This window comes from Paenarthrobacter nitroguajacolicus (assembly GCF_007786235.1).
GTDB lineage: Bacteria > Actinomycetota > Actinomycetes > Actinomycetales > Micrococcaceae > Arthrobacter > Arthrobacter nitroguajacolicus_A.
This window is the reverse complement of sequence record NZ_VNFK01000011.1, coordinates 115010-135213: the sequence shown is the minus strand read 5'-3', so window position 1 is coordinate 135213 and position 20204 is coordinate 115010. Positions and strand designations below refer to the sequence as shown.

The 20204-nt window shown below is 63.0% G+C and carries 19 protein-coding genes and 1 tRNA gene; 11 read left to right on the top strand and 9 right to left on the bottom strand.

Going from position 1 to position 20204, the window contains the following annotated elements:
* The first annotated feature begins 148 nt into the window (after positions 1 to 148).
* Positions 149 to 802 carry a phosphate signaling complex protein PhoU gene (gene phoU / locus FQP90_RS14945; protein WP_144651806.1) on the top strand — a complete coding sequence of 218 codons (654 nt, stop codon included), beginning with the start codon at positions 149 to 151 and terminating at the stop codon, positions 800 to 802.
* A 99-nt stretch (positions 803 to 901) separates the two neighbouring features.
* On the opposite strand, the gene FQP90_RS14940 is transcribed toward phoU, so the two are convergent.
* Positions 902 to 1648, bottom strand: coding sequence for a phosphoglyceromutase (locus tag FQP90_RS14940; RefSeq protein WP_144651804.1), 747 nt, complete (start codon positions 1646 to 1648; stop codon positions 902 to 904).
* 111 nt (positions 1649 to 1759) lie between these two features.
* On the opposite strand from FQP90_RS14940, the gene FQP90_RS14935 reads away from it, so the two are divergent.
* Positions 1760 to 2581: a class I SAM-dependent methyltransferase gene (locus tag FQP90_RS14935; protein ID WP_208760014.1), complete on the top strand. Its 822-nt coding sequence runs from the start codon at positions 1760 to 1762 to the stop codon at positions 2579 to 2581.
* Between the two features lie 23 nt (positions 2582 to 2604).
* Here the strand turns inward: FQP90_RS14935 and FQP90_RS14930 are convergent, their stop codons facing one another.
* Together FQP90_RS14930 and FQP90_RS14925 are read right to left on the bottom strand one after the other, a co-directional pair.
* A complete protein-coding gene (locus FQP90_RS14930; RefSeq protein WP_144651802.1) occupies positions 2605 to 2946 on the bottom strand; it encodes a DUF2516 family protein in 342 nt (113 codons plus the stop codon).
* Between the two features lie 10 nt (positions 2947 to 2956).
* Positions 2957 to 4141: a trans-sulfuration enzyme family protein gene (locus tag FQP90_RS14925; RefSeq protein WP_144651848.1), complete on the bottom strand. Its 1185-nt coding sequence runs from the start codon at positions 4139 to 4141 to the stop codon at positions 2957 to 2959.
* Positions 4142 to 4224: 83 nt separating this feature from the next.
* On the opposite strand from FQP90_RS14925, the gene tmk reads away from it, so the two are divergent.
* Genes tmk through FQP90_RS14910 form a run of 3 tightly spaced genes read left to right on the top strand, consistent with a single transcriptional unit; the run spans position 4225 to position 7600 of the window.
* Positions 4225 to 4902, top strand: coding sequence for a dTMP kinase (gene tmk, locus FQP90_RS14920; RefSeq protein WP_144651800.1), 678 nt, complete (start codon positions 4225 to 4227; stop codon positions 4900 to 4902).
* The gene (locus FQP90_RS14915) at positions 4899 to 6050 is read left to right on the top strand and encodes a DNA polymerase III subunit delta' (protein ID WP_144651799.1); all 1152 of its coding nucleotides are present in this window, start codon (positions 4899 to 4901) and stop codon (positions 6048 to 6050) included. The genes tmk and FQP90_RS14915 overlap by 4 nt, the downstream gene beginning before the upstream one ends.
* Before the next feature lie 8 nt (positions 6051 to 6058).
* On the top strand, positions 6059 to 7600 hold the full coding sequence (locus FQP90_RS14910; RefSeq protein WP_244296793.1) for an alpha/beta hydrolase: 1542 nt from the start codon (positions 6059 to 6061) through the stop codon (positions 7598 to 7600).
* On the opposite strand, the gene FQP90_RS14905 is transcribed toward FQP90_RS14910, so the two are convergent.
* Positions 7597 to 8328, bottom strand: a complete 732-nt coding sequence (locus FQP90_RS14905) for an HAD family hydrolase (RefSeq protein WP_144651797.1) — start codon at positions 8326 to 8328, stop codon at positions 7597 to 7599. The genes FQP90_RS14910 and FQP90_RS14905 overlap by 4 nt on opposite strands.
* 217 nt (positions 8329 to 8545) lie before the next feature.
* Between FQP90_RS14905 and FQP90_RS14900 the strand changes: the two genes are divergently transcribed.
* A tRNA-Thr gene (locus tag FQP90_RS14900) sits at positions 8546 to 8618 on the top strand.
* Between the two features lie 657 nt (positions 8619 to 9275).
* On the opposite strand, the gene FQP90_RS14895 is transcribed toward FQP90_RS14900, so the two are convergent.
* Positions 9276 to 10172: a LysR family transcriptional regulator gene (locus tag FQP90_RS14895; protein ID WP_144651796.1), complete on the bottom strand. Its 897-nt coding sequence runs from the start codon at positions 10170 to 10172 to the stop codon at positions 9276 to 9278.
* Positions 10173 to 10297: 125 nt separating this feature from the next.
* Here FQP90_RS14895 and FQP90_RS14890 point away from each other — a divergent pair, with 125 nt between their 5' ends.
* Both FQP90_RS14890 and FQP90_RS14885 read left to right on the top strand, forming a co-directional pair.
* Positions 10298 to 10999, top strand: coding sequence for a type 1 glutamine amidotransferase domain-containing protein (locus tag FQP90_RS14890; protein WP_144651844.1), 702 nt, complete (start codon positions 10298 to 10300; stop codon positions 10997 to 10999).
* Between the two features lie 66 nt (positions 11000 to 11065).
* Positions 11066 to 12928, top strand: a complete 1863-nt coding sequence (locus FQP90_RS14885) for a helix-turn-helix domain-containing protein (protein WP_144651794.1) — start codon at positions 11066 to 11068, stop codon at positions 12926 to 12928.
* A 19-nt stretch (positions 12929 to 12947) separates the two neighbouring features.
* Here the strand turns inward: FQP90_RS14885 and FQP90_RS14880 are convergent, their stop codons facing one another.
* Positions 12948 to 13397, bottom strand: coding sequence for a MarR family winged helix-turn-helix transcriptional regulator (locus FQP90_RS14880; RefSeq protein WP_144651792.1), 450 nt, complete (start codon positions 13395 to 13397; stop codon positions 12948 to 12950).
* A gap of 155 nt (positions 13398 to 13552) precedes the next feature.
* Here FQP90_RS14880 and FQP90_RS14875 point away from each other — a divergent pair, with 155 nt between their 5' ends.
* Together FQP90_RS14875 and FQP90_RS14870 are read left to right on the top strand one after the other, a co-directional pair.
* A complete protein-coding gene (locus FQP90_RS14875) occupies positions 13553 to 14770 on the top strand; it encodes an MFS transporter (RefSeq protein ID WP_144651790.1) in 1218 nt (405 codons plus the stop codon).
* Between the two features lie 45 nt (positions 14771 to 14815).
* Entirely contained in the window at positions 14816 to 15781 is a 966-nt protein-coding gene (locus FQP90_RS14870) for an LLM class oxidoreductase (RefSeq protein ID WP_144651788.1), read from the top strand.
* Here the strand turns inward: FQP90_RS14870 and FQP90_RS14865 are convergent.
* Positions 15778 to 16572 (bottom strand): SDR family NAD(P)-dependent oxidoreductase, encoded by a 795-nt coding sequence (locus FQP90_RS14865; RefSeq protein ID WP_144651786.1) that lies wholly within the window; start codon positions 16570 to 16572, stop codon positions 15778 to 15780. The genes FQP90_RS14870 and FQP90_RS14865 overlap by 4 nt on opposite strands.
* 150 nt (positions 16573 to 16722) lie before the next feature.
* On the opposite strand from FQP90_RS14865, the gene FQP90_RS14860 reads away from it, so the two are divergent.
* Entirely contained in the window at positions 16723 to 17508 is a 786-nt protein-coding gene (locus FQP90_RS14860) for an SDR family NAD(P)-dependent oxidoreductase (RefSeq protein ID WP_144651784.1), read from the top strand.
* Positions 17509 to 17582: 74 nt separating this feature from the next.
* Here FQP90_RS14860 and FQP90_RS14855 read toward each other — a convergent pair whose 3' ends face one another.
* Positions 17583 to 18617: an ABC transporter permease gene (locus FQP90_RS14855; RefSeq protein ID WP_144651782.1), complete on the bottom strand. Its 1035-nt coding sequence runs from the start codon at positions 18615 to 18617 to the stop codon at positions 17583 to 17585.
* 36 nt (positions 18618 to 18653) lie between these two features.
* Complete coding sequence (locus FQP90_RS14850) at positions 18654 to 20183, bottom strand: sugar ABC transporter ATP-binding protein (RefSeq protein ID WP_144651780.1); 1530 nt, start codon at positions 20181 to 20183, stop codon at positions 18654 to 18656.
* Positions 20184 to 20204 lie beyond the last annotated feature (21 nt).

Sequence of the window (20204 nt, the reverse complement as noted above, 5' to 3'; positions counted from 1 at the left end):
GGCGCCAAACGCGGACGGTTCAACTAACGTTCATCTAAAGATGCCGAACAGTTCACTGGCCCCTGACACAGTTACTGGTTGGACTGCCAATGGTTTTGAAATCCGGCCCGGATCACGGGAAGCGGATTTCCAAGGAAAGGACGCCTTAGTGCGCAAGGTTTTTCAGGAGGAGCTCACCCAGGTAGGTGACGACCTCATCGAGATCTCCAAGCTGGTTCACGAAGCAATCACGAAGGCCACTACTTCCTTCGAAGGCGCCGACGTGGATCTTGCCCAGGACGTCATCGCGGCAGATGCCCGCATCGACTTCCTGCAGAACAGCCTCGACGAGCGCGCCATCGACATCCTGGCGTTGCAGGGCCCCGTTGCCAGCGACCTCCGCATGATCGTGGGCTCGCTGCGCATGAGTGCGTCGCTGGAACGCATGGGTGACCTCGCCCGCCACGTGGCCCAGCTGGCACGCCTCCGCTACCCGGCCACCGTCATCCCCGCTTCGCTGACCCAGACCTTCAAGGCCATGGCCCAGCACGACATCGAGATCACAGCCAAGGTCATCGAGCTCCTTGAGACCCGCAACCTTGAGGTGGCCCGCGACATCCTCAAGATCAACATCGCCGTGGACGACCTCCACCTCAGCGTCTTCAAGGCCATCGCTTCCCCTGAGTGGAGCGAGAGCCCTTCCACCACCGTGGACGTCGCCTTGGCCAGCCGCTACTTTGAGCGCTTCGCCGACCACGGCGTATCGGTTGCCCGCAAAGTCACCTACCTGGTGACCGGCGAATGGCAGCCTGAGGGCTTCTAGCCTGACAGCATTAACGACGACGGCGGCCGGTCACCCAAGGTGACCGGCCGCCGTCGTTTAAACTGCACCGTAGCTGGTGCCGCGGCAGCAGCGGAGGATTTACTTTTTGCCCTGGTTGGCCACCGCGAGGATGGCCTGGGCTGCTGCGTCGGGATCCAGGTAGGTTCCGCCCGGGTTGATCGGCTTGAAGTCCTCATCCAGTTCGTACACCAGCGGGATGCCGGTGGGGATGTTCAGCGAAGCAATGGCTTCGTCGCTGATGCCGTCCAGGTGCTTCACGAGGGCGCGCAGTGAGTTGCCGTGGGCCGTGACCAGGACGGTCTTTCCGGCCTTGAGGTCTTCCTTGATGTCCGATTCCCAGTACGGGAGCAGACGGACCAGGACGTCCTTGAGGCATTCGGTCCGCGGCAAAGCGTCGCCGAGGTCCGCGTAGCGGGGGTCGTGTGCCTGGGAGAATTCGCTGTCGTCGGACAGGGGCGGCGGCGGGGTGTCGTAGCTGCGGCGCCATTCCATGAACTGCTCTTCACCGAACTCGGCGAGGGTCTGGGCTTTGTCCTTGCCCTGCAGGGCACCGTAGTGGCGCTCGTTGAGGCGCCAGTCGCGCTTGACCGGGATCCAGCCGCGGTTTGCCTTGTCCAGCGCCATGTTGGCGGTGTTGATGGCACGCTTCAGGAGCGAGGTGTAGAGGACGTCCGGGAGGATGTTGTTCTCAACCAGGAGTTCCCCACCGCGCACTGCTTCTTCGCGGCCTTGGTCGTTCAGGTCTACGTCCACCCAACCGGTGAACAGGTTCTTGGCGTTCCAGTCGCTGTGGCCGTGGCGCAGCAGAATCAGCTTGTAAGTCATGGTTTTCATCCTAGCCGAGCGGTCCGGTGCGCTGCCGGGCATTACGTTCGTCAACGGAAGCAGCCAGGCCGAACGGCAGGGATGAAACCCGGCAGGGATAAAGTGGTGGCCGTGGTGCAAAAAGCGGAACGGGTGGGCTCTCCCCGCAGTCGGGGCGGGAAGCCCGTTGGCAACATCACCCGCGGCACCACCAACCCCAACCGCATGCGCCGCCTGGACCGCTGGCTGGCCGGTCCGCAGGCGTGGCGGCTGCGCGCCGCCGTCGACCCTTTAGTGGTGGACCTGGGCTACGGCGCCTCGCCGACAACCGCCGTCGAACTCTTCGAACGGCTGCAAGCCGTGCGGCCCGATGTGCGGGTTTGTGGAATTGAGATTGAGCCCGAACGCGTGCGGACCGCGAAGGCCCTTGAACGTCCCGGGCTGAGCTTCCACGTTGGCGGGTTCGAAGTGCCGGTGCCCGGCAATCCCGTGTTGGTACGGGCGTTCAACGTGCTGCGTCAGTACGAGGAGGCGGATGTCCTCGGAATCTGGGCGCTGGTGCAATCACGGTTGGCGCCCGGCGGACTGTTCATCGACGGTACCTGCGACGAGATCGGCCGGCGGGTAACGTGGGTGGCGCTGGATGCCGAGCGGCCGCTGAGCCTCAGCTTCTCGGTGCGGTTCGGAAGTTTCGAGCTACCGTCGGAGGTGGCCGAGCGGCTGCCCAAAGCCCTTATTCACCGTAATGTGCCGGGCGAAGCGATCCATGCGTTCCTTCAGGCCATGGACAAGGCATGGCTTGAAGCTGCGCCGCTGGCGTCGTTCGGGAACCGGCAGCGCTGGACGGGTATGTGCCGATCACTGCGCGACGGCGGGTGGCCGCTTCAGGATGGTCCCGCGCGGTGGCGCCTGGGTGAGCTGACCGTGGCGTGGGATGCCGTGGCACCACGGTGAGTCTGATGTACCGGTAGCGCCGGTTACCAAGGACCGTAGGGGCCGACGTTGCGGTTGCCGCCGCTGCCCGCTTCGCGAAGGGCGGGACGGACATCGGCGAGGTACACGCAGGACGCCGTCACGGCGGCGATGCCGAACAAGCCCAATCCGCTGCCACCTGTGAGCAGGGTCAAGGCGCCGATGGCAAGGGCCACGCCCGTGAGCGCCAGCCAGAACGTCTTGGTGCGCTTGGAGGCCGCCACGAAGAGGGTCGGCCTATGGCGCAGGCAGTCCGCGAAGGCCCACAGTTCCAAGGCCAGGGCCACCAGGCCAAGGATGAGGTAGACCCCGCTGGTGACGTACGCAATCAAGATTTTTCCGTCCACGCCCTTTAGCCTAGCCGTCCAGCGACTTCAGCGCTTGCTCAAGGTCGGACCAGAGGTCTTCCACGTTCTCAATGCCAACGCTCAAACGGACCAGGTTCTCCGGGACGCTGAGCGGCTCAGCCGTGTGCCGGCGTCGGCGTTCAATCAGTGACTCGACCCCGCCCAGTGATGTTGCCGGGAGCCAGAGCTGCAAGGCGCGGACCAATTCGTCGGCCGCATCGGCGCCGCTGCGGTGTTCGTCGCCTGCGATCTGGATGCAGAGGATGGAACCGAAGCCCTTCATCTGCACCTTGGCGCGCTCGTGTCCCGGATCGGTCGAGAGTCCCGGGTAGCGGATGGCTTCGACGCGGGGGTGGGTGCTGAGCCGTTCGGCGAGCGTGGCGGCGGACGCCTGGGAGCGTTCGATCCGCAGCGCGAGCGTGCGCAGGCCGCGGAGTGCAAGCCAGGCCTCGAACGGTCCGGCAATGCCGCCGTGGATGATGCGGTGGTGCAGCAGCGTGGCACGCAGCTCCGGGTTTGAGGTGACCAATGCGCCAAGCACGACGTCGGAATGCCCGGCCAGGTATTTGGTCACCGAGTGGAGAACGACGTCGGACCCCAGGCTGAGGGGTTGCTGAACCAACGGGGTGGAAAAGGTGTTGTCCGTGACCACGATGGCGCCCACAGCGTGCGCCGCGTCGGTGAGTGCCCGAACATCGGCGATGCCGAGCATGGGGTTGGTGGGGCTTTCCAGCCAGAGCAGGTCCGCTTTCTTTCCCTCGTCCGGGTTGATGAGCGCCTTGACTGCGTCCGTGTCCGTGATGTCCACGGTGCGCAGTTCCAGGAAACCCTTCCCTGCGAGCTCGGTGGCCATCACGAGGGAACCGGCGTAACTGTGCGAGGGCATCACCACGACGCCGCCGGCAGGAACCAGTGAAAGTGCCGAACTGACCGCTGCCAGGCCGGAGGCATAGAGCAGGCCCGGAAGCGTGGCGCCTTCCAGCTTGGCCAGGGCGTCTTCGAACGGATCCCAAGTGGGGTTCGCGTAGCGTCCGTAGCCGCGATCTCCGTCGCTGAGTGAACCCGTGCCGAAGTATGTGGAGGACAGGACGATGGGTGGGTTCACCGGCTCATCGTGGGCTCGCTCAGGGCGGCCGGCAGCAACCACAACGGTTTCCGGAGACAATTCGGCGGCATGCTGATCGGAAAGGCTCATGGTTTCAGCGTAGTCGGGGGCAAGGCTGTGGAAGAAAGGCATTACGCGCCTTTCATGTCAGGGAAGCTCGGTAGGCTAGAGCCGTGAGTATTCAGAGCCAAGGCCTTTTCATCGCCTTCGAAGGCGGGGACGGAGCGGGCAAGTCCACCCAGGCCGCCCGGCTCTCCCAAACCCTTGAGTCGCGGGGAATCTCCGTGCTGCGCACCCGCGAACCAGGCGGCACCCCCATCGGCGAGAAACTGCGCTCCCTTGTCCTGGACCACGGACACGGCACCATCGATGCCCGCACCGAAGCCCTCATGTTTGCGGCCGCCCGCGCCGCCCACGCCACCCAAGTGATCCGCCCCGCGCTGGCCGACGGAACAGTAGTCATTACGGATCGCTATATTGACTCTTCCGTTGCCTATCAGGGTGCTGGCCGCGGTTTGGGTGCCGAGGGCGTTTTGACGCTTAACGAGTGGGCCACGGAAGGTTTGCATCCGGACCTGACGGTACTGCTCGACGTCGACCCCTCCCACGGCCGCCAACGCCGCACCGCCGGTGACGCAAAAGAGGACCGGTTGGAGTCTGAGCCTGACGACTTCCATTCCGCCATCCGGCACGCCTTCCTGGCCCTCGCCGAAGCTGCACCCTCAAGTTACTTGGTGCTGCCGGCCAGTTCCGACATCGAGACACTGGCGGCACAGATTCTGGAACGCGTGGAGTTGTTGTTGTTGGGCGAGCATGTTCCGGCCGAGCCCATAGCGGGCGACCTTCCGTGAGCGTCTGGGACGACCTCCAAGGGCAGGCGCCCGTGGTGGCGCAATTGAAGCAGGCTGCTCAGGGCGAAACCGGCCTCACGCACGCGTGGCTCTTCACCGGCCCCCCGGGCTCCGGCCGTTCCAACGCGGCCAAGGCCTTCGCCGCGGCACTGAACTGCCAACAGGACGACGTCACCCTCCGCGGCTGCGGCGAGTGCGCTGCATGCCACACGATCCTCGGTGAGACGCACTCGGATGTCACGTTCGTGCGGACCGAGAAAGTCACCATCACCATCGACGAAGCCCGCGAGCTCGTCTCCAAAGCCGGCGACCGGCCGTCCACTGGCCGATGGCGGATCATCGTGGTGGAGGATGCGGACCGCATGGCCGAGCGCACCACCAACGTGCTGCTGAAGGCCATCGAAGAACCCACCCCGCGCACCATCTGGATGTTGTGCGCGCCTTCACCCGCCGACGTCCTGGTCACCATCCGTTCCCGCTGCCGTCCGGTCAGCCTGCGGCTTCCGCCGGCTTCCGATGTCGCCGACCTCCTGGTGCGGCGCGACGGCGTCGAACGCCAACTCGCGGACCGTGCAGCGCGCGCGGCGCAAAGCCACATAGGAATCGCCCGGCGGCTGGCCCGCGACGCCGATGCGAGGGAACGCCGGATGGAGACTGTCCGAATCCCCTTGGGGCTCCGAGGAGTTACGGCCGCAGTCATGATGGCCGAGAAGCTCGTCAGGATCGCCACGGAGGAAGCCAACAGCTCCAACGACGAACGTGATGCCGCGGAGAAGATCGCGCTGCTCGCAAGCCTGGGCGCCCCGGAATCCGGTACCTTGCCGCCATCCATGCGCAGCCAGGTGAAACAGCTCGAGGATGACCAGAAGCGGCGTGCCAAGCGCTCCATCACCGATTCGTTGGATCGCACGCTCACGGATCTGTTGTCGTTCTACCGCGACGTACTGATCATCCAGCTGGGGAACGCCGTGGAACTGGTCAACGTTGAGCTGAAGGGCGAGCTTGAAGAATACGCAGGCCGCTCAACGCCTGAGACCACCCTGGCCCGGATGGACGCCATCAATAAAGCCCGTGTGCGTATCACCACCACCAACGTAGCCCCACTGTTGGCGGTCGAGTCCATGGCCACGAGCCTCATCCAGCAATAGGAGAATCCATGAAGTCCGCACCCCGCCGGTTCGCAGCGCTGTGCGTCGCTCTTGCTTCCATGCTGGTACTGAGCGCCTGCACGGTTCCATTCCTGCCAACACCCACGGCCAAGCCGTCCACCAGCACGGTGGATCCGTCCATCGCAGCTTCCGCGCCCAAGGGCCTGGAGAAGTTCTACTCCCAGGCCGTGGAGTGGAGCTCCTGTGAAAACGGCCTCCAATGCGGCAAAGTCCAGGTGCCCCTCGACTACGCCAATCCCGGTTCCGAAGAAATCACCCTCTCGGTGATCAAGCTGACAAGTACCGGCAACAAGCAAGGTTCCATCCTGGTGAACCCCGGTGGTCCGGGTGGCTCCGGCGTGGACTTCGTCCGGGATGCCGGCAACACACTGCTCACCGAGAAGTTGAAGGCAAACTACGACGTCGTAGGCTTCGATCCCCGCGGTGTGGGCCGGTCCGCGCCCGTCACCTGCATGACAGATGCGGAGAGGGACGCGGCACGCGAAAAGGTGTTCAGGAAGAACACCGACGAAGGGCTCGCAGCGGCCCTGGCGTTCAACAAGTCCTTCGCAGACCAGTGCTCCCAGCAGACCGGCGCCGTGCTGGGCCACATCGACACCGTGAGTGCCGCCAAGGACCTGGATGTCCTGCGCGCCGTGGTCAACGATGCCAAACTCAACTACCTGGGCTTCTCCTACGGGACGTTCCTCGGTTCCACCTACGCATCACTCTTCCCGGACAATGTCGGCCGTCTGGTCCTCGATGGCGCAGTGGACCCCTCCATCAGCAACGAGGAACTGACCGCCGGACAGGCAAGGGCGTTCGAACGGGCAATCCGCACCTATGTGGCCAGCTGCCAGGAACAGAACTCCTGCCCGCTGAGCGGTTCAGTGGACAACGGAGTTCAGGAAATCCGTGACCTCATCAACGCCGTCGACCAGAATCCCCAGACCGCCAAGGACGGCCGATTGGTAACCAGCAACGACTTCGTCAACGGCCTCATCCTGCCGCTGTACAACGACCAGAGCTGGCCCGCCCTGACCCAGGCCCTGGACAGCGCGTTCTCCGGTGACGTTTCCCAGATGATGCGGCTGGCGGATCTCGGCGCCGACCGGGAGCCCAACGGCACCTACAGCTCCAACTCCGCCTTCGCATTCCAGGCCATCAACTGCCTGGACTACCCCATGGTCACAGACACTGCCGGCATGCGGGCAGAGGAAGTCCGCCTGATGCAGGACTCCCCCACTTTCGGGTCGTTCTTTGCTTACGGCGGAGTCAACTGCAAAGACTGGCCGTACAAGAACACCCGGACCCCGGCGCCTGTTGAATACAACGGATCCGCACCCATCGTGGTGGTCGGCACCACCGGCGACCCTGCCACTCCCCTCGAATGGTCGGAGTCGCTGCGCAAGCAGCTCGAGAACGCCTCCTTGGTCACCTGGGACGGCGAGGGGCACACAGCCTACGGCCGTTCGAACTCCTGCGTGAGCACCGCCGTCGACGACTACTTTGTCGACGGAAAGCTGCCGCAGGATGGCCTCAAGTGCTAGAGGTGCCTGGCTTCGCGCTTCTCCACCAGGAGCGGGAGCTGCTTGATGGAATCCACCACCACGCTGGCTCCGGCCGCGCGTAGCGTGGCTTCCGAGTGCGAACCCGTCAGGACGCCCGCGATCAGCGATGCGCCGGAACGGACCCCTGAGAGCATGTCCGAGCTCGTGTCACCCACCACTGCCACCTCCCGCACGTCATCGAGGTCCAATGCGAGCACTGCGGTCAGGATCATGTCCGGATAAGGGCGTCCACGTCCAGCATCCGCCGGGCACAGGCTGAGGTCCGCCAGGCCCATCCAACCCAACGATTCCAGCACCATGTTCTGCGTGTGACGGCCGAAGCCCGTGGCCAGGCAAACCTGCATGCCGGAATCGCGCATCCACAGAATGGCGTCCTCCGCGCCCGGAATGGCGCGTACACCGCCGTCGTCAATCAGTTCGTCGTAGGCCTTCTCGAAGACCTTGTTGGCGCTCCCGGCCACCGCAGCGTCCTCGAACAGGTGGCTGAAGACCGTCATTTTGGAGAAGCCCATGGTGTCCCGCGCATAGCCGAGCATGCTCTCGAAACGGGTGCTGCCCGGTTCAACGCCGTGTTCCGCAAGGGCCCGGCACATGGCCCGCTCGGTGCGGCCATCATCGGTGATGGTGGTGCCCACCATGTCCACCACTGCAAGCCGCAGCCGGTTGGGTGTAAGGCTGGCGTCCCTGGTCAATGCATCCCCGGTCATTGAGCGGCTCCTTCGTCTGAATTCGCGCGGCGGGTGGACTCCGCCACAGTTGATTCCCCAGCTTCCGGGGGCCGGGAAACCGCAGCCTGAACCCGGTCCGACGAGCGGGTGAACATCCCCGCAACGGCCGCCGCCACCCTCGTTTTGACCCGGGTGCGGTGCCTCTATTACAGTTATGTCTTGCGTGATCGCCCGGGAAACCGGTGATGGACGCGGTGCTTCCTTAGCTCAGTCGGTAGAGCGTTTCACTCGTAATGAAAAGGTCATCAGTTCGATTCTGATAGGAAGCTCGGTAGAGAACCCCTTGGAAACCAATGGTTTCCAAGGGGTTCTTTTGCGTTGGTGAAAGGCGGATCTCCAGAGTCGGGCTTCTGCCAGGAAAGTCGCATCCGGGCGTTCGATGTATCTGATCGGCGCGGCGGCCAAAGCCTCAGGGCTGGGGAATCCCCCTGGACATGGGAATCCGCGTTCTGACCTTTGATCGGCCAGGTTACGGCGGGTCTCCACGGCAACGCGGGCGGCAAGTGGCCCGCTGGCCGGCATGTTGCCCGAAACAGCCGCAGAATTCGAAGCCGCCACCCAGGGAGAGAACCCGCTCCGCGCCTTCATCAATTCCCTGGGGTCCGCTGACGAGGCGCTCGATGCATGAATGGAGGCCCTTCCGCACAGCGACCTTGAGGTCCTCTCACGTGAAGACGTGCGACAAGAGGAAGCCCGCGAAGCAGGGGAATGGGTTGTTACGGGTTTTGATGGCTGGATCGATGACGACTTGGCCTTGGTGCACGCCGCATGGGGGTTCCATCCACGGCAAGTCAGTCAACCCACGCTCTTGGTCTACAGAGGCGCGGGGCTTTGGCCTGGGCCGTCAGCGGGTCACCCGTTCTTGCCGAGTCCTGAGCGTATGCCGAACACGGCAACACATGGGACGGGCCCCGCTGACCAACATCTCAAACGCCCACCAACCGCTGGATGGTGGACGCCAAGGAGCGCAGCTGCGGGTTACGTTCGGGCTCACCGGTCCGGGTGGCGAGGTACACGGTGTTCAGCGGTGCGAATTCCGGCGTGTGAAGGGCAACCAGGGTTCCAGCGGTGAGGTCGTCTTCCACAAGGTAGCGCGGCAGCACTGACATTCCCGTGCCGGCCAGGATGGCTGCACGCACGCCACGAAGGTCGGGCACGATGCAGATGGTCCGGAGATGGTCGGGGCGTCGATGGAACACCGTCCGCCAGTAGCGGCGAATGATGGGGAGGTTCTCGGCGTATGCCACCACCGGGACAGCGGACAACTCACCATCGGCAGGTTCAACGCCCGTGATGCCTGCCGTCCAGGAGGGCGCTGCCACCAACACAAATTCCTCGTCATACAGGGGTACGCCGCTGATCCCCTGAACCCGCGGCCGGACAGCGCTGATCACGATGTCCAGGGCACCTGAACGCAATTCCTCGAGGAGGTTGTCCACCAGGCCAAAACGGATTCGCAGCCCTCCCGCTATGGCCTTGGCTAGGTCCGGGGTGTGGGGCAGGAGCATGGCGGAGATGAACTCTGCAGGACCGCCCAGGTGGATCGACTCATTGCCGCCGGACACAGCGGACATGAAGGCCAGATCATCCAAGGCATCAATGTGTGGGCCGACGTCCCGAGCCAGGCCGTCGGCTTTGGGAGTGGGGGTGACGCCCGAAGGACTTCGCTCAAAGAGTCGCAAGCCAAGATTCTGTTCGAGGGAATGAACGTGCGTGGAGGCAGTTGGCTGCGAAATGCCGAGCAACCGCGCGGCCTCGGTCAACGACCCCACGCGGTAGACGGTGAGGAAGGTCCGCAAATGTTCCAGGTTGTGAGTGGCCATCCGTGCCATCCTCGCACGAGCGGGTCCAAGGAATTCCAATGGGGGCCACAGCATTTTTCAATAAGTCCCTCAAGGGGCTGAAGAGCATGATCGGTGGACAGCCAACCATTCCCGAAAGGCAAACAATGTCCCGCATTCTCATGATCGTTTCAGCAGCCAACTCCCTTGAACTCGCCGACGGCACACAGCATCCCACGGGCGTGTGGGCCGAAGAACTGGTGGTGGCTCACCAGTCCCTCAAAGCAGCGGGTGCCGGCGTTACCATCGCCAGCCCAGGCGGCAGGAAGCCCACGGTGGACCCTGGATCCCTGAACCCGGAAATTGTGGGCGACGAGGACAAAGTCCTCGGCTTCAAGCAATACCTTGCGGACATCGCAGGGGAACTCGAGGCACCAGTGTCCCTCGCCTCCATCAACGTTGGCGACTTTGACGCCGTCGTACTGCCCGGCGGACACGGCCCCATGGCGGACCTCGCAACGGATGCGGATCTTGGTGACCTGCTCATCCAAGCCAACAATGCGGGCACCATCATCGCGCCCTTCTGCCACGGACCTGCCGGCCTGCTCAGCGCCACGAACGGGGACGGTAGCTTTGCGTTCGCGGGCCGTGAGCTGACAGTGTTCACGGACGAGGAAGAACTCACCGGCGGAACGGGCCAGAAGACCCCGTGGCTGGTGGCTACCACTTTGGCCGAACGCGGCGCAGTGGTCAGGAGCGGCCCGGCCTGGAACAGCTTTGTGGTCCGCGACGGCAATCTGATCAGCGGCCAGAACCCCCAGTCCAGCGAGGCCGTAACAGCAGCCGTGATCAAAGCCCTCGCCGAATAGCGTCACACCGCTGCACCGGCTGTTCCGCCTCTATCCCCGAAGCCCCTGAATCTGAATACTGGGAGTGTGAAAGAGCGGTCGGATCGAACGGCTGAACGCCTGAGGAGCTGGCTAAAAGCCCTGGGCACGGTCGGTGCAGCGGTCAACGGGGGCATCTCCCTGGATGAGCTGCTCAACATGGTGTCCCGAACTGCCAGCGAATTGATGGGCTACGACTTTTGCTCCGTGACGGTCCCGGACGCCAACAATACTGTCCTGGTGATCAGTGGCTCCTACGGCCTCTCCGAAGACTACATCCGGGAAGTCAACGCCCTGCACCCCATCCGGTTGCAGGGTATGTCCATTCCTTCACCATCCACCCAAGCCTTCAAACTGGGGATCCCGATTCAAATCGAGGACACCGCAACCAATCCATCGTTCGTGCCGTGGGCTGCCGCAGCTCAACGCCAGGGCTTCTCGTCGATGATCGCCGTGCCGATTGCAGCGCCCAACGGAACGCTTGGGACGCTGAACTGCTTCACCCGCCGTCGCCACCCTTTCACCAGCGAAGAGGTATCGCTCCTGACGATCCTGGCCGATCAGGTGGCCATTGCCATCAGCACGGCCAACCTTCGGGCCGAACAGGCACGCGCCATCGTCGAGCTGACGTCGCTGAACAAAGCCCTGGAGGAGCAGTACACCCTGCAGCGTCAGGTAGCCGACGTGCACCGCCACCTCACATCACTGGCTCTGGGCGGGGGCGGCATTGAGGATGTGGGAACAGCGCTTGCTGAACTGCTCAAACGTCCCGTGGTGGTCCGCAGCGACCAGGACACGGTGATGTGCGGCCCAGAGAATGACGCAAGGAGCCTGATGGACGGGTTGAAGGAATCCGCTGCCAGGCCTGCCCTTCCTAATCCCTCCCCGGCGCTATCGGACGTCGAGTTGCCGCTGCCGGACGGGTCATCAGTGCCGGCAGTCAGTGCGCCTGTGGTTATCAGGGATGAGGTTGTGGCGACGATCTGGACCACGGGAGCCCTGTCTGGGTTGACGCCCTTGGAACGGCACGCCATGGAACATGCGGCAACAGTCATGGCGTTGGAATTCCTTCACGCGCGCAGCATCGCGGAGTCCGTATGGCATCGATCGGGACAGATTCTTTCAGGCATCCTTCTGGGTTCCGGCCCATCGCCATCGGTTCTGTTCGACCAAGCCCGCAGGCTGGGGCACGACCTCGCAGAACCGCACGCCGTGATCGTCACGCGACACGATCGCGTCTCTGAGAGCGAACTTCAGAGCAGGCTCACGAGTGTCCTGACAAGCCGCTCGGGAGGTTCCGATCCGCGTCCTTTCATGGGAGCCCACAAGGACTACGTCATAGCCCTCTGGCCCGTGGGATCGGAGCCACTCGTGGCGGCACGCGCAATTGCTGATGAGATCAGGCTGTCCCTGAGCGAGCGCGGGACTCTTCAGATCTCCGCGGTGGCCGGCCCGGCATCTGATCCTGCAGGATACGTCGAATCGTTCGCCACCGCGCGGGGTGCAGCCGAACTTGGCCGGCTCAGGGGGATCTCCGGACAGACTCTGCTCTTGAACGATTTGGGAATGGCAGCGGTGTTCCTCCAAGGACCGGATACAGCCAGGCTCCGCTCCTACTGCGAGGAAGTCCTGGGGCCGTTGCAGCGATACGATGCCGCCCACGGCACCGCACTGATCCATACCCTGTCGGTGCTGCTCCATTGCGATCTCGACGCCCACAAGGCAGCAGCGCAACTGTCCGTACACACGTCAACCATCCTCCGGCGTCGTCGACTCATTGAGGACACTTTGGGGCGGGAGATGACGAACGTGGCCGCCTTAACGAGTATTGCTGCGGCCCTCCAACTGGAGGAGATACTGGCGGTCACGGGCGCTCAAGGGCTCGGTCAGCAACCCGATCCCCTGCCCTAATTCCAAGAGAGCCCCAGCGTCAAACTGCCGCGTGCAGCCCTGGCAGTGCCTGAACGAGCGGTGCAAGCTCAGCGGTTTCCCCTGCGGTGGCCAACGCCTGTTCCAGCGTCCTGTCGTGGGCAGGCCGGGCCGCACTGAGCAGTTCGCTCCCATCGGGGGTGAGCTCTGTGTAGATCCCGCGCCTGTCATTCGCGCAGAGAACGCGCTGCAGGAGCCCCCTGCTCTCCAACCGGTTCACGAGGCGGGTGGTGGCACTCGGAGACAGGGCAGTGGCCCGCGCCAATTGCTGCATCCTCATGTGCCAGCCGTCCTGCCTGGCGAGCGCATCCAGGACCGTGTATTCAACCACTGACAATTTGGCTGTGGACTGAAGCGCCTCTTCGAGTTGCCCCTCTATGAGTGCATGCAGCGCTGCGAGCGTGCGCCAACCTCGGGCCCGCACCTCCAGGGCGTCGTCTTCGATGCTCATGTCATGTTCCTTTCATCCGCGCCGACCACGTCATTCACGCACCCGCAAAGTAGTTGCTTGCGCGTTGTATCTTCTTGTGCAAAGATATTACAAGCGTCTGCAACTAACAGCTTACGCGCACTATCCTCTGACGTAAAGATTTCAAGGAGATTGTTATGCCTGTCGGGCTCATCGCCTTAGCCTTGGGTGGCTTTGGCATCGGACTCACCGAGTTCGTGATCATGGGACTTCTCCCCGAAGTCTCCGCCGATTTCGCCGTGAGTGAGGCAACCGCCGGCTGGCTGATCTCCGGCTACGCCCTCGCAGTGGTGGTGGGAGCCCTGCTGCTCACCCTGGCCATGGCGCGCATGGACCGGAAAAACGCCCTCGCATTGCTTCTTAGCGTTTTCGTAGTGGGCAACGTCCTCTCAGCGATCGCCCCCGACTACTGGACCATGATGTCGGGACGGATCATCGCGGCCCTGGCTCACGGTGCATTCTTTGGCATCGGATCGGTAGTGGCGGCCGGCATGGTGGACCGCACCCGGAAAGCCGCGGCCATTGCCATCATGTTCACGGGCCTGACAGCCGCAAATGTACTCGGCGTGCCCTTCGGCACCATGCTGGGCCAAACAGCCGGATGGCGGTCCACATTCTGGGCCATCAGCGTTATCGGAGTCCTGGCCCTCATCGGCATCCTGACGTTCGTGCCACGTACAGCGGGCGCCGACGACACGCCGTCGGCCGGTATCCGCAGTGAGCTGCGCGCCTTCAAGTCAGGCCAGGTCTGGCTCTCCATCGCTGTGACGGTCTTGGGCTACGGCGGAATGTTCGGCGCGTTCACCTACATCGCCTTTACGCTGACGGAAGTCTCCCACTTCTCGGCAAGCACCGTTCCGTGGCTGTTGATCCTCTTCGGTGTGGGCCTGTTTGTGGGCAACGCACTGGGTGGCAAGGCAGCTGACCGCAACGTCGACCGCACACTGTTGGTGATACTCGCCGTATTGGTGGTGGTCCTGGTGGCCTTCGCCCTGACGGCCGGCAACCAGCCTCTCACCATCGTGTTCCTGGTCCTCATGGGCGGCTTCGGCTTTGCCACGGTTCCCGGGTTGCAAATGCGCGTTATGAACTACGCCAAGAACGCACCAACCCTTGCCTCGGGCGCCAACATCGGAGCCTTCAACGTCGGCAACGCCCTGGGCGCCTGGCTCGGTGGCGTCACCATCACGGCCGGCTGGGGGTACACCTCACCCATCTGGGCCGGTTCCGCCATCACCTTCCTGGGACTCATCGTCATGGTGATCGCCGCAACCAACGCCCGCCGCGCAGCACGGATTTCCGCCCAGACGCCCCGGCATGCAGCACCACAAGTGGTCGAAGAATACTCACGCTGAGAACCACAGTCACCGAAATCCAACTCCCCTGATCGAGAGGCCGGCATGACCCGGACAGCAGACATATCCCACCGCCCATCGCCCGCTTTGGCAGCGCTCAGCCGGAACGACGACGGCCTGAGTATCGGCGTCGAGTTTCCCTTGGATAATGATTTCGCCCGGTTCAGCCGGGCGGAGTCCGACGCCCAGTTCGGCATTCCGGACCTTAGCCATCAGCGGCGCAGGGCCGAACTTGCGGACCGGCTGGGTTTCAAAGCCCTCTGGCTTCGCGACGTCCCTCTCTGGGTGCCCGCTTTCGGCGACGCCGGCCAGGTGTTCGATCCCTTTCCCTACCTGGGCTACCTTGCGGGCGTTACCGAATCGATCCTGCTGGGAACCGCCGCAGTGGTCCTTCCACTGCGCCACCCCCTGCATGTGGCCAAGATGGCAGCGTCCATCGATCAGCTCTCCGGAGGCCGCCTTATCCTGGGCGTCGCCTCGGGCGACCGGCCCAATGAGTATCCAGCGTTCGACGCCGATTTCGAGTCGCGCGGCGAGCGGTACCGCTCCGCGGTGGACACCATCCGGACGGCATGGCGCGAAAGCTCCGGCCCGGACAACGCCATAAAGGTCCTGCCGGCGCCCGCCCAAGCCGAAATTCCCCTGGTGGCGGTGGGCCGCGCCCAACAGAGCACGGACTGGATCGCCTCCGCCATGGACGGCTACATGACCTACCACCGTTCCGGGCCGCTCATGAAACCAGTGGTGAATCGCTGGAACCACGCCGTTCCGGACGGACAAGCCAAGCCTGTGCTGACCACCATGCTGGTGGACCTTCTGGAAGACCCGTGGGCGCCGGTGGAACCGATCCGCTTCGGCGCCCGCCTGGGCCGCAACTCCCTCGTCCGGTATCTGGCGGAGCTGGAAGAATCGGGGGTTGCCCACGTGGCCCTGAATTTCAGGCCCAGTTCACGGCCGGTGGAGCAGGCGATGGAAGAAGTGGCCCGGCACGTTCTGCCGTCTTTCTCCTAGGGAAAGATCGAGTCGACGTAACCGCCGTCGACCCTCAGAGCGCCGCCAGTGGTGGCCGAGGCCTGGGGAGAACTGAGGTAGACCACCATGTTGGCGATCTCGGCCGGGTCGATGAGCCGCTTGATCAGGGAGGCGGAGCGTTCAGTGGACATGAATTTGCCCTCGGCTTCCTCCCACGGCATGACCGGGCCAAACTTGCTCCTGATGAAGCGGACGGCGCCGTCGGTCCTGGTGGGCCCGGCTATTACCGAGTTGACCGTCACGCCGGATCCTGCAGCCACCTTGGCATAGCCCCTGGCCGCCGCAACCAAGGCGGTCTTCGACACACCATAGTGCAGCATGTCGTGGGGCACGGCGATGGCGGCATCGCTGGCGAGGTACAGGACCCTGCCCCACTTCTGCTGCATCATGGCGGGGAGAAGGGCCCGCGTCAACCGAACAGCGGAGAGCAAGTTGACATCCAGGTAGTCCTGCCAGTCGTCGTCGGTGATGTCCATGGCGTCCTTGGACTCGTAAATACCAAGGTTGTTGACCAAGATGTCGATGCCGGCCACTTCCCCCAGCAGATCCGCAATTCCCTGTTTGGTACCCAGATCCGCTGCCACAGTCCGGGGCTTGCGGACTCCGGCGGCCTCCGAAACAGCAGAGGCGGCGTCATCCAGCGAGTCACGGCTCCTGCCGCTAAGCACCACATCGGCTCCCGACGTGGCCAGCGCCGTGGCGATGGCCAGGCCGATGCCCTGGGATGAACCCGTGACCAAAGCTGTCTTGCCAGTGAGATCAATCTTCATTTTTAGCGCAACCCCTTCGAAACGAACCACTAGTCAAGTAGCCTGTTCTTATAGTACGGACATAATGTCTGCTTGGCGATAATAATTGACATTCTTTCTCGCCTTTGTCCCGCTGTGGTGCGAAGCCACGTGAAAAATATGGAGTAGCAAATGGATCAGAATCGATTCCTCGGAAAAACAGTCATCGTCACGGGGGCCGGGTCTGGACTGGGGGCTGCCGTCTTCAAGAGGTTCCTCCTTGAAGGGGCCAACGTCGTCGGTTTGGACCTCAGCGCAGAACCGATGGAACGGTTTCGGGAGCGAAACTCTGTCCTATCGGCGCAAATGACACTCAAGGTGGCCGACGTCAGCGATCCGGACGCCATCGCCGCCGTCATTAACGAGAGTGTGGAAGAACTTGGCACGCTGGATGTACTGGTCAACAATGCCGGCATCGCCCCGACGGGCCCGGCGGCAACCACCTCGAACGAGCTCTGGCGGACCGTCATGAAGGTCAACGTGGATGGCCTGTTTTACGCAACACGGGCCGCACTTCCCCACCTGATCCGCTCCCAAGGCAACATCGTTAATACTGCGAGCGTCTCAGGTATCGGCGCTGACTACAGCTATGCCGCCTACGACGCCTCGAAGGGTGCGGTCATCAACTTCACCCGCAGCGTCGCGGTGGACTACGCCCAGCGGGGTGTGCGCTGCAACGCCGTGGCTCCCGGACCTGTACTGACGCCGCTGCTGCAGAAGAACCTGGATACCACCGCCGGCCTCAAAGAAGCCTTTGGACGTTCCATCCCGTTGGGCCGCATTGCCGTCCCGGAGGAGATTGCCCCTGCGTTCACCTTCCTCGCCTCAGCCGACGCCTCTTATATCAACGGACACATCCTGACCGCTGACGGCGGAGTCACTGCTTGGAACGGGCAGCCCAATCCCCACGAACTCTGAACAAACCCCACCTGACAAAAACGAACGCTCCCTCCACAATTCGTGGAGGGAGCGTTCGCTTGTTGGAAGTGGAGTCATGTTCGTTTCAGCGGAAGGTTGCCACGGTCGCTGATGACCGCCAGCACAATCACGACGCCGATCACCACCGGTTGGAGATTCGGCGACACGTTCAGCAGGGTAAGCCCGTTGTTGAGGACGCCGATAATCAGAAGGCCAATGAACGTACTGAACATGGAACCCACACCGCCGGACAAGCTGGCCCCGCCAATAACAACTGCGGCGATCACGCTCAACAGATCGGAGGCACTTCCCGCAGTTGGCTGCGCCGAATCCAACCGGGCTCCGACTGCCAGACCGGCGAGGGCCGCCAGGAACCCGGCAATGACGTAGACGCGTGCCTGGGCAAGCCGGACGCTGATACCTGACAGGCGGGCTACTTCCTCGTTGCCGCCAATGGCGTAGAGCTGGCGGCCGGAGGGCCGGTACCGCAACCACAGAGCGGCAAGAATGAAGACCAGGAGCATGAGGTAGACCTGCAACGGGATTCCCAGCAGTCGCGTACGGGACAGGCCGAGGAACCAATCAGGGAAGCCGACCACCGGGTTTCCATTGGTGATGTACAGAGCCAGCCCCGCACCGGCGAACATGGTTGCCAGCGTCGCGATAAATGGCTGGACATGCCCGAAAGTCACCAGGAGCCCGTTCACCAGTCCGATGAAGGCACCCAGAATGAGCCCGCAAACCATGGCGAGCCAAAACGGCAAGCCGATTTCCTTATAGAGGAACGCCGTAGCCATGAATGACAACGCCATGGTGGAACCCACAGAAAGGTCTATTCCACCGAGGATGATGACCAACGCGGCCCCCACGGCCATCATCCCGATGTAGGAAACCTGGCTGAGGACGTTAATGAGGTTGTTCGGAGTGAGGAAGTACGGCGAGAGCAGCGACATCGCGATGCAAATGACCACCAGGCCGATCACGGGGCCCGGGACACTCTTGGCGAGCTGCTTGATCCTTGCTTGCAATGGCTCGGGGCCGATGCCTGAGCCGGTGTTATGCCGGGCGCCTGGCTCGGCCTTGGCGCCGATGGTATTTGTTGTGGGCACTATCTTAACTTTCTGTCGTGAAGGGCATGAAGTGCGCTACGGCACTGAGAGTTCCATGACACGGTCTGGAAGGGCTTCGTCCCGGCTCAGAATGCCGCGCTGCCTTCCCCCTGCCATGACAAGTACGCGATGGGAAAGGCCCAGGACCTCTTCAAGTTCGGAAGAGACAACGATGATCGCTACCCCTTCAGCTGCCAGCTTCCTGACGATCTCGTAGATGGCTGCCTTGGCACCGACATCCACGCCACGAGTGGGTTCATCAAGGATGAGCACTTTCGGTTTCCGGACCAGCCATTTGGCCAGCAGGACCTTTTGCTGGTTTCCTCCGGACAGGAACAGGACCGGGATGCTCAGATTGCCCCGAATGTCCAGTTCAAGGGCTTGCTCGCGCTCGACGCGCTTCACGGTCCTGTTGGTGACGAAGCCGCTGGGGGTCAGGGTGTTTTCCCACGGCAGGACCATGTTCTCTCCCCCGCTCCTGCCAAGGTTCAACCCCTGGCCTTTGCGGTCTTCAGGGACCATGAAAATGCCTTCGCGTATGGCACCTGCAACATTGCGGATCTCAACGGCCTTACCTTCGACCGTCACCTTTCCGGCATCCGCCCGGTCGGCTCCGGCGAGGGTCCTCACAACTTCCGTGCGACCCGCACCGACCAAGCCGGACATCCCCAGGATCTCCCCCTTGCGGACCGAGAAGGAAACATCGCTGAAGACTCCCTGACGGGTCAGGCCGTCCACTTCCAGCACCACGTCCTCTTGGGCTGGTTCCGGTTCCTGATGGGCGTAAACGAATTCCCTCCCCACCATGGCGTGAATCATCTGGTCCTTGGTGACCCTTCCGGTGTCCCACGCCATCGCACGGCGACCATCCCGGAGGCAGAGTATTTCATCGGCAATCGCGGAGATTTCGTCCAGGCGGTGACTGATATAGATCACGCCTGCGCCCCGGTCACGGAGGATCCGGATTTGATCAAGGACCTTCTCGGTCTCCTCCTGCCCCAGAGAGGCGGACGGCTCGTCGAAGATCACGTAGGACGGATCGCGAAGAATTGCCTTGGCGATCTCTATCTCCTGTTGGGCCGCCATGGACAACCCGGCGACGGCCCGGCGTGGGTCTATTTTGGCTCCCAGAACGGCCAACGCCGATTCAGCCTGCTCGGCCATGGATGCTGTATCCACGCGGCCCCGCTTTTTCGGCCACCGTCCCAGGAACATGTTCTCAGCGACGCTGAGCCGCGGCACCATCTTGATTTCCTGGTGGATGATGGCAACCCCACTGTTCAACGCCGAGGCTGGACCGGTGGGAGCGTAGGGAGTTCCGTTCAGCCACATTTCGCCGGCATCCGGAGATTTGATACCCGCCAGGATGGAGCTCAGGGTGGACTTTCCAGCGCCATTCTCACCGATGAATCCCAGGACCGTTCCCGCCTTCAGCGTGATGTCCACTCCGTGCAGAACTGTGTTGCCGCCGTACTGTTTGGTGAGGCCTATTCCTTTGAGGGCGTTGGGCTCCTCGGTCAGCGTTCCTCCGTTGAGGGGTGCCGGTCCCGTGCTCAGGATTGACATGGATTTCCTTCTTGGTTCGGG

Bases quoted from the DNA above. Each gene is read 5' to 3' on its own strand.
- FQP90_RS14890 (WP_144651844.1), top strand. From the start codon at position 10,298: ATGTCCCGCATTCTCATGATCGTTTCAGCAGCCAACTCCCTTGAACTC.
- FQP90_RS14925 (WP_144651848.1), bottom strand. From the start codon at position 4,141: ATGAGCCTTTCCGATCAGCATGCCGCCGAATTGTCTCCGGAAACCGTT.
- FQP90_RS14875 (WP_144651790.1), top strand. From the start codon at position 13,553: ATGCCTGTCGGGCTCATCGCCTTAGCCTTGGGTGGCTTTGGCATCGGA.
- FQP90_RS14865 (WP_144651786.1), bottom strand. From the start codon at position 16,572: ATGAAGATTGATCTCACTGGCAAGACAGCTTTGGTCACGGGTTCATCC.
- FQP90_RS14850 (WP_144651780.1), bottom strand. From the start codon at position 20,183: ATGTCAATCCTGAGCACGGGACCGGCACCCCTCAACGGAGGAACGCTG.
- FQP90_RS14910 (WP_244296793.1), top strand. From the start codon at position 6,059: ATGAAGTCCGCACCCCGCCGGTTCGCAGCGCTGTGCGTCGCTCTTGCT.
- FQP90_RS14905 (WP_144651797.1), bottom strand. From the start codon at position 8,328: ATGACCGGGGATGCATTGACCAGGGACGCCAGCCTTACACCCAACCGG.
- FQP90_RS14940 (WP_144651804.1), bottom strand. From the start codon at position 1,648: ATGACTTACAAGCTGATTCTGCTGCGCCACGGCCACAGCGACTGGAAC.
- FQP90_RS14880 (WP_144651792.1), bottom strand. From the start codon at position 13,397: ATGAGCATCGAAGACGACGCCCTGGAGGTGCGGGCCCGAGGTTGGCGC.
- FQP90_RS14870 (WP_144651788.1), top strand. From the start codon at position 14,816: ATGACCCGGACAGCAGACATATCCCACCGCCCATCGCCCGCTTTGGCA.
- FQP90_RS14860 (WP_144651784.1), top strand. From the start codon at position 16,723: ATGGATCAGAATCGATTCCTCGGAAAAACAGTCATCGTCACGGGGGCC.
- FQP90_RS14895 (WP_144651796.1), bottom strand. From the start codon at position 10,172: ATGGCCACTCACAACCTGGAACATTTGCGGACCTTCCTCACCGTCTAC.